The 13,071-nt window shown below is 67.6% G+C and carries 12 protein-coding genes; 2 read left to right on the top strand and 10 right to left on the bottom strand.

What is annotated here, in order from left to right; genetic code table 11:
• Positions 1-122 precede the first annotated feature (122 nt).
• Complete coding sequence (locus ABD231_RS27265; RefSeq protein ID WP_344157971.1) at positions 123-866, bottom strand: GntR family transcriptional regulator; 744 nt, start codon at positions 864-866, stop codon at positions 123-125.
• A gap of 253 nt (positions 867-1,119) precedes the next feature.
• Here ABD231_RS27265 and ABD231_RS27260 point away from each other — a divergent pair, with 253 nt between their 5' ends.
• Positions 1,120-2,115 (top strand): Gfo/Idh/MocA family protein, encoded by a 996-nt coding sequence (locus ABD231_RS27260; protein WP_344157968.1) that lies wholly within the window; start codon positions 1,120-1,122, stop codon positions 2,113-2,115.
• Here ABD231_RS27260 and ABD231_RS27255 read toward each other — a convergent pair.
• On the bottom strand, positions 2,112-2,807 hold the full coding sequence (locus ABD231_RS27255; protein ID WP_344157965.1) for a CTP synthase C-terminal region-related (seleno)protein: 696 nt from the start codon (positions 2,805-2,807) through the stop codon (positions 2,112-2,114). The two genes, ABD231_RS27260 and ABD231_RS27255, sit on opposite strands and share 4 nt — an antisense overlap.
• A gap of 18 nt (positions 2,808-2,825) precedes the next feature.
• Here ABD231_RS27255 and ABD231_RS27250 point away from each other — a divergent pair, with 18 nt between their 5' ends.
• Positions 2,826-3,758 carry a LysR family transcriptional regulator gene (locus ABD231_RS27250; protein WP_344157962.1) on the top strand — a complete coding sequence of 311 codons (933 nt, stop codon included), beginning with the start codon at positions 2,826-2,828 and terminating at the stop codon, positions 3,756-3,758.
• Between the two features lie 5 nt (positions 3,759-3,763).
• Here ABD231_RS27250 and ABD231_RS27245 read toward each other — a convergent pair whose 3' ends face one another.
• The 8 genes from ABD231_RS27245 to iolB all read right to left on the bottom strand — a co-directional run bounded on the left by ABD231_RS27245 (position 3,764) and on the right by iolB (position 13,057).
• Entirely contained in the window at positions 3,764-5,266 is a 1,503-nt protein-coding gene (locus ABD231_RS27245; protein ID WP_344157959.1) for a CoA-acylating methylmalonate-semialdehyde dehydrogenase, read from the bottom strand.
• A 30-nt stretch (positions 5,267-5,296) separates the two neighbouring features.
• Positions 5,297-6,337, bottom strand: a complete 1,041-nt coding sequence (locus tag ABD231_RS27240; RefSeq protein ID WP_344157956.1) for a Gfo/Idh/MocA family protein — start codon at positions 6,335-6,337, stop codon at positions 5,297-5,299.
• On the bottom strand, positions 6,334-7,203 hold the full coding sequence (locus tag ABD231_RS27235; RefSeq protein ID WP_344157953.1) for an ATP-binding cassette domain-containing protein: 870 nt from the start codon (positions 7,201-7,203) through the stop codon (positions 6,334-6,336). The genes ABD231_RS27240 and ABD231_RS27235 overlap by 4 nt, the downstream gene beginning before the upstream one ends.
• Positions 7,200-8,246: an ABC transporter permease gene (locus ABD231_RS27230; protein ID WP_344157950.1), complete on the bottom strand. Its 1,047-nt coding sequence runs from the start codon at positions 8,244-8,246 to the stop codon at positions 7,200-7,202. Before ABD231_RS27230 ends, ABD231_RS27235 begins: the two co-directional genes overlap by 4 nt.
• Before the next feature lie 9 nt (positions 8,247-8,255).
• Entirely contained in the window at positions 8,256-9,251 is a 996-nt protein-coding gene (locus tag ABD231_RS27225) for a substrate-binding domain-containing protein (protein ID WP_344157947.1), read from the bottom strand.
• Between the two features lie 84 nt (positions 9,252-9,335).
• A complete protein-coding gene (locus tag ABD231_RS27220; protein ID WP_344157944.1) occupies positions 9,336-10,229 on the bottom strand; it encodes a sugar phosphate isomerase/epimerase family protein in 894 nt (297 codons plus the stop codon).
• Between the two features lie 3 nt (positions 10,230-10,232).
• Positions 10,233-12,143, bottom strand: coding sequence for a 3D-(3,5/4)-trihydroxycyclohexane-1,2-dione acylhydrolase (decyclizing) (gene iolD / locus ABD231_RS27215; protein WP_344157941.1), 1,911 nt, complete (start codon positions 12,141-12,143; stop codon positions 10,233-10,235).
• Positions 12,140-13,057, bottom strand: a complete 918-nt coding sequence (gene iolB / locus ABD231_RS27210; protein ID WP_344157937.1) for a 5-deoxy-glucuronate isomerase — start codon at positions 13,055-13,057, stop codon at positions 12,140-12,142. The genes iolD and iolB overlap by 4 nt, the downstream gene beginning before the upstream one ends.
• Positions 13,058-13,071: the final 14 nt, after the last annotated feature.

Here is a 13,071-nt window from a genome sequence, read left to right as displayed (position 1 = left end):
GCACCCTGCGCCACTTGCTCACGGCGGCCTGTGGATAACCGTGCCATGCCAGAGGCTCACTGAGCGTATCCGCGCCGCACCTGCGCGTCCACAAAGTTGCACGTTGTTGCAAACGACTGATGTCAGCGGTGGATCAGGGTGTGCTCGAAGGAGTACCGGCTGGCGCGATAGAGGTGCGAACCGAACTCGACCGGCTGACCGTGGTCGTCGTACGTGATCCGAGTGGTGGCCAGTAGCGGGTGCCCAGGCTCCTCGCCCAGCAGCCTGGCCTGCTCCGGAGACGCCGGTACGGCGGAGATGGTCTGGTGAGCCACCTTCAGCCGCACGCCCTCGGCCCGCAGCAGCTGGTAGAGCCCGCGCTCGGCCAAGGTGGTCGGGTCGGTCTCCAGGAGGTCCGGCGGGAGCCAGTTGCGCATCAGAGCGAGCGGCTCGCCGTCTGCGCGGCGTAGGCGCTCCAGACGCAGCACGCGGTCGCCCACCTCACACTGCAGCGCCGCCGCCACCTCGGCGGTCGCGGGCGCGATTCCGAGCCGCAGCACCTCGGTCTCCGGCTTGCGGTGCGCTGCGGCCAGGTCGTCGTACAGGCTCGTCAGCTCGAGCGAGCGGCGCACCTGGCCGGAGTTGCCGACCACCTGCGTCCCGACGCCACGCTTGCGCACCAGCAGGCCCTGGTCGACCAGGCGAGCGATCGCCTGCCGCACCGTGGGCCGGCTCAGCCCGTACGCCTCCGCGAGGTCCACCTCGTTGCTCAGCCGGGACCCGACCGGGAGCTCGCCACCTTGGATCGCCGCCTCGAGCTGCTGTGCCAACTGCACATGCAACGGCGTCCGACTGCTCCGATCAACCTGGACCTGCACGGTACTCATGGGCACATCCTGAAGCCTCCACCCTGATCAGTCGACCCGGGGCGGTGATTTGATCAGATCCTTTCCGATCACCCAACGTTCAACTATCGCCACACACAGCATCGTGAACGGCGGGTGAACGTGCCCGGAATCGGGTCCGGATAGCGGTCCGGGGATATCTGCCGAGGCTTTGTATACGCGAGGATGTCGCCTTCTGGATCATCCGCCGGCCCACTCGGGGGCTGCGCTGGCTTCAGGTGAGATGAGGACAAGCATGGAACCGTTGCGTATCGGGATCCTTGGTGCGGCCCGGATCGCGGGGCGCGCGATCGCCGAACCGGCCCGGCTGACCGGCGCCCGGCTGGTCGCCGTCGCCGCGCGGGACCGGGACCGCGCCGAAGCGTTCGCGGCGGAACACGGCGTCGAACGCGTGCATGCGTCGTACGACGCCGTGCTCGCCGACCCGGAGGTCGAGGCGATCTACAACCCGCTCGCGAATGCGTTGCACGGCCCCTGGAACCTCAAGGCGATTGCCGCCGGCAAACATGTGCTGACGGAGAAACCCTCGGCCAGCAACGCAACCGAGGCAGCGTTGGTGCGCGACGCTGCCGCGGAGCGCGGTGTGGCAGTCATGGAAGGCTTTCACTACCTCTTCCACCCGGTGACCCGCCGGCTGCACGAACTGCTCGCCAAAGGTGAGCTCGGCGACCTGCAGCATGTGGAAACCACCATGGTGATGCCTCCGCCGCCGGAGGACGACCCGCGCTGGTCCCTGCCGCTGGCCGGCGGCGCACTGATGGACGTGGGCTGCTACGCCCTGCACGCACAGCGCTCTGTGGCGCCCTGGGCCGGCGGTGCGCCGCGTCTGGTCAGCGCCCGCGCTGGTGAGCGCAAGCGGCTGCCTGGTGTGGACGAGTGGCTGAACGCCGACCTGGAGTTCCCGAACGGCGCTACTGGTGCAGTGCGGACCAGCATGGGCGCGGAGACTCTCGACTTCAGCTGCAAGATCGTCGGCACTCGTGGTGAGGCGTTCGCACCAAGCTTCGTGCTGCCGCACAACGACGACCGCGTCATCGTTACCACGAAGGAAGACCACTGGGTCGAGCACCTCGGCCGCAAGTCGTCGTACGCGTACCAACTGGAGGCGTTCGCCGCCCACCTCCGCACTGGCGCCCCGCTGCCGACCGACGCCGACGACGCTGTGGCAACCATGCAGCTGATCGACGAGGCCTACTTGGCAGCAGGTCTCTCTCCCCGTCCGTCGCTCTAATTGGTGCAGGCTGCGCGGGCGAAGGCCTCGATCAGTGCATGTGGTCGAGTGCCATCGCCCGCCAGCTCCGGCTGGAACAACGTGGCCAGGTAGAACGGGTGCTCGGGCAGCTCCGCGATCCGCGGATCACCCTCGTCGTCGTACGCGCTGAAGACCATGCCCTGCTCGCGCAGCACGTCCAACCGGCTGCTGTCGAGGCCATAGGCACAGTGGTAGCGCTCGGTCGACCGCTCAACACCCAGTACGGCGGCCGCCCGCGTCCCCGGCGTTATGTGGATCACGCCCTCGTGGCCGACGAGTGAGCAGGCCAGCTCGACGATCAGCTGGTCTTCGGCCTCCGGGTGGTTCTCGCCGTGCTGTACTGCGGTCTGGCCGCAGACGTTGCGGGCGAATTCCAGCATCGCGTGCTGGAAACCACCACAGGTCCCGAAGAATGCGATCCCGTTCTCGCGTGCGATCTGGACCGCCTGGATCGCTCCGGCCTCGTCGCGGTACGGGCTGCCCGGCAGCAACCAGATCCCGTCGAAGCCCTTGAGCGACGCGTCGACCTCGCCGGTCGGCACCCAGTAGACGTCGAGATCGAGGCTGTCGCGTTCGCGCAGCCGATCGAGCAGACCGGGCACTCTGGTGTGTGACCGGACATGTGGAGAGCGGTCGCCTACGAGGGCGATGCGTGCTGAGTAAGCGTTCATGGATTCATGGTGTGGCAGATGGCCGCATCAGCGCCAACGATGATCTCTGCACCGAGTATCAGCGATACTTATCTCGTGGATCCGCATCTGCTGCGCACCTTCGTCACAGTGGCCGAGCTTGGCTCGTTCTCCGCCGCCGCGGACCGGCTCGGCTACACCCAATCGGCCGTGTCGCAGCACATCGCCGTACTGGAGTCCGACCTCGGTACGCCGCTCTTGCACCGACGACCGGTGACTCCGACGCCCGCCGGTGAGCGCCTGCTCGAACACGCCGGTGCGATCCTGCTCCGCCTCGCCGCCGCCCGAGCTGACGTCCACCGCGCGGTCGGCGATCCGCCCGGAACGCTAACGATCGCCGCCTCACCGCTGGCAGCCGTCGGTGGCCGCCTCGCCACGGCTCTCACCGCCGTACGACGATCGCACCCTGGAACCGTGGTCACGCTCACGGTCTGTGGTCGCGCCGAAGTCGCCCACGGCGTGGCAGTCGGCGAATACCATCTGGGCCTGATCGACGGCGTGGCTGCGCCGACCGACCCGCTCCTGCTCGTCGATGCCGGCACGCTGCGCACCAGCGCGGTAGCGCACGACGCCCTGGTCGTTGCCCTGGCCAACGATCACCCATTGGCCAAACGGCGCCGGATCGCTTTGCACGACTTGGTCGACGCCCGCTGGATCGACGCCCCGGACGTCGCCGCACCCCTCGCGGCCCTCCGCGCGGCCACCGACTCCGACGGCTTCCGCCCGGCTCTCACCTACACCGGCAGCGACCTCACCACACTTCTGGACCTGGTCGCCGCCGGCCACGGCCTCGCCGTACTGCCGGCTGCCCTGGCGCCGACGGCCACCACCGTGCCGCTCACAACGCCACGCCTGCAGCACCGCATCGATCTCCTGCACGGCCACCTCCCCGGCATCGCGGCAGCCTCCCTCGCCGCCGCGCTCGCCGGATGAAGGAATTAGTCGTGGGTCGGGAAGCCGAGGTTGATGCCACCGTGGCTGGGGTCGAGCCAGCGGGAGGTGACGACCTTGGTGCGGGTGAAGAAGTGCACGCCGTCCATGCCGTGCGCATGCGTGTCGCCGAAGAGTGAGTTCTTCCAGCCACCGAACGAGTAGTAGGCCATCGGGACCGGGATCGGGACGTTGATCCCGACCATGCCGACCTCGACCTCGTTCTGGAAGCGACGGGCGGCGCCGCCGTCGTTGGTGAAGATCGCCGTCCCGTTGCCGTACGGGTTGGAGTTCACCAGGTCGAGAGCGGCGTCGTACGACGGCAGGCGGACCACCGACAGCACCGGGCCGAAGATCTCGTCGGTGTAGATCGACATCTCCGGCGTCACCTTGTCGAACAGGGTCGGGGCGAGCCAGAAACCGTCGTCACCACCGTCGAAGTCGCCGTTCCGGCCGTCGACGACAAGCTCGGCGCCCTCCTCGACACCGGCGGCCACATACCCGACGACCTTGTCGCGGTGTGGGCCGGTGACCAGCGGGCCCATGTCGGTGGAACGCGTACCGTCACCGGTCTTGAGCTTCGCCATCCGCTCGGTGATCTTGCCGATCAGCTCGTCGGCGATCGGCTCGACCGCGACCAGCGCCGAGATCGCCATACAGCGCTCGCCGGCCGAACCGAAGCCGGCGTTCACCGCGGCGTCGGCGGCCAGGTCGAGGTCGGCGTCAGGCAGCACGATCATGTGGTTCTTCGCGCCGCCGAGCGCCTGCACGCGCTTGCCGTTCTTGGTGCCGTTCTCGTAGACGTACTTCGCGATCGGTGTCGAGCCGACGAACGAGACCGACTTGATGTCCGGGTGCTCGAGCAGCCGGTCGACGGCCTCCTTGTCGCCGTGCAGCACGTTCACCACGCCGTCCGGCAGGCCGGCCTCCTTCCAGAGCTCGGCCATCGCGTTCGCCGCCGACGGGTCCTTCTCGGACGGCTTGATCACCACGCTGTTGCCGCAGGCCACCGCGATCGGGACGAACCACATCGGCACCATCGCCGGGAAGTTGAACGGCGAGATGACCGCGCTGACGCCGAGCGGCTGACGGATCGAGTAGACGTCGACCTTGGTCGAGACGCCTTCGCTGAAACCGCCCTTGAGCAGATGCGGGATCCCACAGGCGAACTCGATCACCTCGAGACCGCGGGTGACCTCGCCGAGGGCGTCGGACAGCACCTTGCCGTGCTCGGCCGTGATCAGCGCGGCGATCTGCTCCTTACGCTCGTTCACCAGCTCGCGGTAGGCGAACAGCACCTGCGTGCGCTTGGTCAGCGAGGTCTGCCCCCACGCCTTCGACGCGTCGTGCGCGACCTTGACGACCTCGTCGACGGTGGCCGTCGAGGCGAGGTCGAGCTCACCGGTGACCTCGCCGGTGGCGGGGTTGTAGACGTTGCTGGTGCGCTCGGCGACGCCGGTCCACGGGCTGCCGCCGACCAGATGCGTGATGCGCTTGATCTCAGTACTCACAACGAATTCCTTTCAGCTTCAGCTTCGGCCTCAGCCGAGGACTGCCTGGCGGTCGGCAAGGTCGACAGTGACGGGCTGCCCGGTGCTCAACGACTCGACCCCGGCCTCACAGACTGCGGCGGCCGCGTAACCGTCCCAGGCGCTCGGGCCGTCGATCTCACCGCGTCCGACCGCCTCGACCCAACGCTGCACCTCGATGTCGTACGCAAGGTCGAAGCGAATCCGGAAGTCCTCCGGCATCGCACCACCCCAGTGTCCCGCGGCCCGGGTGACGACCCCAGAGCCGAGCCCGATGGTCGCGCTCCCGCGCTCGGCAACCGCCTCGCAGCGCACTTCGTACCCGACCTGGAAGTTCACGAACACCTCGACGTCGGCCATCGCGCCGTTCGCCATCTCGAACACCGCGAACTGCGGATCGAGCACGCCCTCGGGCACCGAACTGGTGGGCTTCGGCGCATGCACGGTGATCTTGCTGATCTCGGAGTCGAGCAGCCAGCGCGCGACGTCGACCTCATGCACCATCGAGTCCCGCACGATCATCTCGCTGCGGAACCCCGGACCGTTGGCCTTGTTGCGGTGCACGTTGTGCAACAGCAGCGGGCGGCCGAGCTCCCCGGAATCGAGCAGCTGCTTCAGAGCGTCGTACTCGGGGTCGAAGCGCCGCATGAAGCCGACCTGGATGAGCTGCCGACCGAGTTTGTGCTCGGCCTCGACCACCTGCAGCGAAGAGGCCGCGTCCATCGTCAGCGGCTTCTCGCAGAGCACCGGTTTGCCGTGCTCGAGACACGCGAACAGCTGCTCCGCGTGTGCGAACCCCGGTGACGCAAGGATCACCGCATCCACGTCACGCGCGCCGATCAGCGCCAGCGGATCGGTAACCACCCGCACCACGCTCGGCGACGTACCAGCGCCCGGGGCGGCCGAGAGCCGGCTCGCGAGTTCCTCCGCGCGAGCGGTGTCCGGGTCCGATACCGCGACCAGGCGCGCGCCCGACGTCCGCCGTACGATCCGCTCGGCGTGGTCCGCGCCCATCGCGCCGACCCCGACGATGCCGATCCGCAGATCAGTCATTGCTCCTTCTCCCCTGTGTTCGTCTCGTCCTCGATCTCGGCCACCGCATCGGGGGCCAGATCGCGCAGCTCGTGGCTCAGCGCCTCCAGCTCGGAGCCACCGGCCATCTCCGTGGTCAGCTGCTCCAGCGTGATGTCGGCCCGGTGGGTGTCGAGTGCGACCCGTCCGAGTTTCAGTACGACGAAGTGGTTGCCGACCAGGTAGGCGTGATGCGGGTTGTGGGTGATGAAGATGACGCCGATCCCGGCGTCGCGGGCCTTCACGACGTACTTGAGCACCACGCCGGATTGGTTCACGCCCAGCGCCGCAGTCGGCTCGTCCAGGATCAGCACCTTTGCGCCGAAGTGGATGGCCCGCGCGATCGCGACACACTGCCGCTGACCGCCCGACAGCTTGCCGACCGGCTGCTCCAGGTCGGGGATCGAGATCCCCATCTTGGTCAGCTCCTCGCCGGCGATCCGCTTCATCGCCCGCTCGTCGAGCTGCCGGAACGGCCCGCGGGTGAGCTCGTTCCCGAGGAAGAAGTTTCGCCAGACCGACATCAGCGGTGCCAGTGCGAGGTCCTGGTAGACAGTCGCGATCCCGCTGTCCAGTGACTCACGCGGCGAGCTGAAGTGCCGCTCCTCGCCGTTCACCGACATGGTGCCGGAGGTGTAGTCGTGCAGCCCGGCGATGATCTTGATCAGCGTCGACTTGCCGGCGCCGTTGTCGCCGAGCACGCAGGTGATCTCACCTTGCCGCACCGACAGCGACACCCCACGCAGCGCGTGGATGTTGCCGTAGCTCTTGCCGACGTCCTCCAGGAGGACGATCGGTGTGGTCGGACTGTTCGTAGCCTCGGACGCGAAGCTCTCCGTGGTGGTCATCGTGCCTCCGCCCGGTTCTTGACGATCAGGTTGACGATGGTGGCCAGCAGCAACATTGCACCGAGGAAGGCCTTGAACCAGTCGGGGTTCCAGCCGGCGTACACGACGCCGAGCTGCACCATGCCGAAGATCAGCGCACCGACCGCGCCGCCGACCACCGAGCCGTAGCCACCGGTGAGCAGGCAACCGCCCACCACCGCGGCGATGATGTAGAGGAACTCCTTGCCGACGCCCTCACCGGACTGCACCACGCCGTTCTGGACGAACAGCAACTGCATCCCGGCGAACCAGGCGAAGAACCCGACCGTCATGAACAGGCCGATCTTCACCTTCCGCACCGGTACGCCGACCGCCCGGGCCGCCGCGGCGTCGCCGCCGACCGCGAAGATCCAGTTGCCGATCTGGGTCTTGAGCAGCACCCAGGCGGCGATCGCGACGAACACGATCCACCAGACGATGATGATCTTGATCGTCACGCCGCCCAGCTTGAACTCCGAGGCGAACAGCTTCTGGGCGGACCCGAAACCGTCCATGTCGCTGATCGAGTTCGACGCGACCGCCCCGGACGCCAGCCGGGTGACGGCGATGTTCAGGCCTTGCAGGATGAAGAAGGTGCCCAGCGTCACCAGGAAGCTGGGCAACCCCGTCCGCATCAGCAGCCAGCCGTTGAACGCACCGACCGCCAACGAGACGACCAGCGCCAGCAGGATGCCGACCCACACGTTCAGACTGAGTTGATAGGCGAACAGGCCGGCCGTCAGACCGGATGTCGTCACCGCGACACCGGCCGACAGGTCGAACTCGCCGCCGATCATCAGCAGCGCGACCGGCACCGCCATCACTCCGATCAGCGCGGCCTGGTACAGGATCGTGCCGGTGTTGTTGACGTCGCGGAACGGTGGCGCGGCGATCAGGAAGAACACCAGGATGACCGCTGCGCCGACCAGCGATCCGATCTCGGGCCGGCTGAGCAGCCGCACCCCGACGGACCGGGCCGAGACCCGGTCGTCCGCCGCGGCGGGAGAAGTGATGGTCGATGCCATGGCGCTACCTCAGCGGGTCCCGGCCGCGGCGTACTTCGCGACGGCCTCGATGTTCGTCTTGTCGATGAAGGCCGGCCCGGTCAGGGTCGCCTCACCACCGCCGATGGTGTCGCCGTTGGTCTTGTTCAGCCAGATCGCGTCCACCGCGAGGTAGCCCTGCAGGTACGGCTGCTGGTCGACGGCGAACTGCACGGTGCCGTCCTGGACCGCCTTCGCCATCTCCTTGCTCATGTCGAAGCTGCCGACCTTGGCCGCCGAGCCGGCCGTCTTGGCCGCCTTGACCGCGGTCAGCGCGACGCCGGCGTTCAGCGCGACGACGTAGTCCGCGGTCTTGTCCTGCTGCAGCTTCGCGGTCAGCGTCGCCTCGGTCCCGGGCTGGTCGGATCCGGTGACGTTCACGTTCTCGACGGCGCCGAACTTGTCCTTGATGCCCTGGCAGCGAGCCTCGAGGCTGACGTTGCCCTGCTCGTGGATGACGCAGATGACCTTCTTCGCGCCGAGCTCCTTGAGCTTCTCACCCGTCGCCTGACCGGCGATCCGCTCGTCCTGGCCGAAGTACCCGATCGCTCCGGTGCCCTTCCAGCTGTCCAGCCCGCCGTTCAGCACCGTCACCGGGATCCCGGCCGCGACCGCCTTCTTCAGGTTCGGGATCACGGCGTCCGGCTTGTTCAGGGTGAGCGCGATGCCGTCGACCTTGGCGTCGATCGCGGTCTGCACCAGGTTCGCCTGGGCCGCGCCATCCGGGTCGCTGGAGTACTGCAGCTCGATGTTGTCCTTCTTCGCCGCCGCCTCGGCACCGCGCCGGACGATGTCCCAGAAGGTGTCACCGGGCCCCGAGTGGGTGATCAGTGCGACCTTCATCCGCGGCGTGTCCGCGACACCGCTACCGCTGCCGCTCGAGCCCTGCTCCTCCTGCTTGCCCCCGGAGGAACTGCACGCGGCGAGTGCCGTGACGAGCACGACCGCCGCGCTCGCGGCCACTGCCTTCCTGTGCCACCGAACCATGACTCCAACCAGCCTTTCAGATGTTCCGCGGTCGACCCGCGGAGAATTGCGTTGGGACCAGCGAGTTTCACACTCTGCTGGCCATCACACCGATACGCCACCCCCGTGGGATCTCAGATAGGCCAACGTCCGGGCCGCGATCGGCAGCGGCACGTCCGGTGGGCAGGGGTACATGTCCTGCTCCACGATCGCGAACAGCTCGACGTCGAGCCCGGCGAGCTCCGCCAGCAGCGGCGGAAACTCCGGTACGCCGTGCGGTGGCTCAGCCATCACACCGCGCTCGATCGCCTGGTCGAAGCTGATCTCCTGACCCTGGATCGCGGCCAGGACCTCCGGGTTCACCTGCTTGAGGTGCAGGTAACCGATGCGGTCCGGGTATTTGCGGATGAGCTCGAGGTTGTCGCCGCCGCAGTAGCTGATGTGACCGGTGTCCAGACACAGGCCGACGTGTTGCGGGTCCGTCTCCTCGAGAAAGCGCTCGACCGTGCCCTGGTTGTCCACGTGACCATCCGCGTGCGGGTGGTACTGCAGCCGGACACCGAACTCCTCCGCGACCCGGCGACCGAGCTCGCTCATCTGCTTGCCGTGCGCCACCTGGCCGGCGTGGTCGAGGCGCTCCTCGGTGATGCTGCCATCGGCATCGCGCCACATCGACGGCATCACGACGAGGTGCTTGGCACCCATTGCCGCGGCCAACTCGGCGGTCGGCGCGACGCCCTGCCAGGTCGACTCCCAGCCATCGGGCCGGTGCAGCTGCTCGAACGTCGTACCAGCCGTCATGGTGAGGCCACGCTGGTCGAGCTCTGCCTTCAGCTGGCCCTTGTCGGTCGGCAGATAGCCGTACGGACCCAGCTCGATCCGCGTGTAGCCGGCCTCGACGACCTCATCGAGGAACCGGGTCCACGGTGTCTGCCGGGGGTTGTCGGCGAACCAGACTCCCCATGAGTCCGGCGCCGTACCGACGTTGATAGGTGCCATCTGTCAGTCGCCCTCGACTGGTGCGAGGTACCCGTGCTGGGCCTTCTTACTCTCCTGGTACGACGCCGCGGCGGCCTGCGTGGATTGCAGCTCGGACACCTCGCTCACCGGAACGTCCCACCACGCCTCGCTGTCCGGCGAACCGATCAGCGGGTCGGTCGTGACGTGGATCGCGATCGGGCCGGTCGCCGCCTTGGCGGTGTGGATCGCCTTCTCCAGCTCATCACGGCTGTGCACGTCGAGCACCTCGATCCCGAAGCTGCGGACATTCGCCGCGAGGTCGACCGGGAGGTAGTCGCCGTCCAGCCGGCCGTCGCCGGCGCGCTTGCGGTACGCCGTCCCGAACCGCTGCGAACCCAGTGACTCCGAGAGGGCGCCGATCGACGCGAAGCCGTGGTTCTGCACCAGGACGACGATGATCTTCAGGTTCTCCTGGACGGCGGTGGCCAGCTCGCTCGACATCATCAGGTACGACCCGTCGCCGACCATGACGAAGACATCGCGCTCCGGCGCGGCGAGGCGGACACCCAGACCGCCGGCGATCTCGTAACCCATGCAGGAGAAGCCATATTCGACGTGGTATCCCTTCGGGTCGCGGGTCCGCCAGAGTTTGTGCAGGTCGCCGGGCATCGATCCGGCGGCACACACGACTACATCAGACGGCGCCGACAATTCGTTGACGGCACCGAGAACCTGGCCCTGGGTGAGCAGGCCGTTGGCCAACTTCCCGATCACCTCGGCGGAGGGGTTGTAATGTGCCGAGACAATGCCGTCCCAGTTCCTTGAGAGTTCCGTGGCCGTCGAGGTGTACTGGCTGTCCACGGACCAGTCACCGAGCGCGGATCCCAACGAAACAAGGGCTTCCCGCGCATCCGCGACGAAAGGAAGGCCGGCATGTTTGGCACTGTCGAAGCGCGCCACGTTGATGTTCACGAAGCGCACCGCCTGGTTGGCGAAGGCGGTCCGGGAGGCCGTCGTGAAGTCGCTGTAGCGAGTGCCGATACCGATCACCAGGTCGGCCTCACGGGCCAGCGCGTTCGCCGCCGTCGTGCCGGTCGAGCCGACCGCACCCATCGACTGCGGGTGGTCGTAGGTCAGCGATCCCTTACCTGCCTGGGTTTCCGCGACCGGGATACCGGTCGCTTCCGCGAAGACCCGCAGCGCGTCCTCGGCACCGGAGTAGTGCACGCCGCCACCGGCGACGATCAACGGCCGCTGCGCGGACCGTAGGAGATCTACCGCCTTGTCGACAATTGATGCTTCCGGCAACGGGCGCGCGACGTACCAGGTGCGCTCGGCGAAGAGCTCCTCCGGCCAGTCGTAGGCCTCGGCCTGCACGTCCTGTGGGAGCGCCAGCGTCACCGCACCGGTCTCGACCGGGTCGGTGAGCACGCGCATCGCGTTCAGCAAGGCTGACGGAAGTTGCTCGGGGCGCCAGACTCGGTCGAAGTACTTCGAGACCGGGCGGAAGGCGTCATTCACCGACACGTCGCCGGCGCCGAAGCTCTCCAGCTCCTGCAGCACGGGAGTCGCCACCCGGGTTGCGAACACATCCGAAGGGAGGATCAGAACCGGGAGCCGGTTGATCGTGGCCAAGGCCGCGCCGGTGACCATGTTGGTCGAGCCTGGGCCGACGCTTGCTGTACAGGCGTAGGTCTGGAGCCGGTCGCGGGTGCGGGCGAACGCGGCTGCGGTGTGCACCATGGCCTGCTCGTTGCGGGACAGGATGTACGGCAGAGCAGTCGGGTCCTCGAGCTCGGCCTGCAGCAATGCTTGGCCGACACCCGCAACGTTCCCGTGCCCGAAGATGCCCAAGGTGCCGGCGATCAGCCGCTGCCGGACTCCGTCGCGCTCCGAGTACTGGACGCTCAGGAATCGCACCAACGCCTGCGCGACCGTGAGGCGCACCGTCATGACTCTTCTCCTTCAGCTCCGAAAGGCAGTGCTTGTTCGAAGGGCAGGCGGGGATCGATCTGCTGGGTCGCCCACAGCTCGCGGACCCAGCCGTGTTGCGGGTCGTCGGTGATCAGCCACTCGCGCTCGGCACCGGGGCCGGCCATCACATTCAGGTAGTACATGTCATAGCCAGGAGGCGCCATCGCAGGACCATGCCAACCATGAGGTACCAGGACCAGATCGCCGCTGCGGACCTCCGCAAGCACGTCGATCGGCCGGTCCGCGGTGCCGTAGACCCGCTGGTAACCGATCGGGTCGTTGCCCTGGACACCTACCGGGGCCGCGTCGGACAGCTGCAGCTCGAAGTAGTAGATCTCTTCGAGCACACTTTCCTTACCAGGCTTGTGCTCGTCGTGCTTGTGCGGCGGGTACGACGACCAGTTCCCTGCAGGGGTGAGAACCTCGCAGGCGATCATCGAGTCGGCCTCGAGAACCCCCGGCGTGCCGAAGTTGCGCACCTGCCGGGACGAGACGCCCGCCCCACGCAACTCGGACTCCACCTGCTCGATGCCGATCCGGCGGAAGAGGTAGTCGTTCGCGGCCTTCGCGTGTGGGAAGGCGATGCGTGCACCGCCTGCGCTGGTGACCGCGACGGTGGTTCCCCGCGGGACGTACGCGAAGTCCGTCGGCCCGGCAAACACGTCGGCCCGCCCACCAAGCGGCACGCTCTCGCCGTCGACGACGACTTCAGCCGAGCCGCTGAGCGGGAGCACGAGGTACTCGCAGTCGTCGGTATCGAACTCGACCGATTGCCCGGGTCGAAGCGTGGCGACGTACAAACCGCTGTACTCCCACTCCTTGTCCCCCGGGGTGACGGCCACATCAAACCCATCGCGCGCCGTGCTGCCTGCTGGTTTGAACCACTCGGTCATGCGGCACCTCCGTG

Source organism: Kribbella yunnanensis (assembly GCF_039529655.1).
GTDB classification, from domain to species: Bacteria; Actinomycetota; Actinomycetes; order Propionibacteriales; family Kribbellaceae; genus Kribbella; species Kribbella yunnanensis.
The sequence above is the reverse complement of the archived record's forward strand: the minus strand, read 5'-3'. Positions and strand labels throughout refer to the sequence as shown.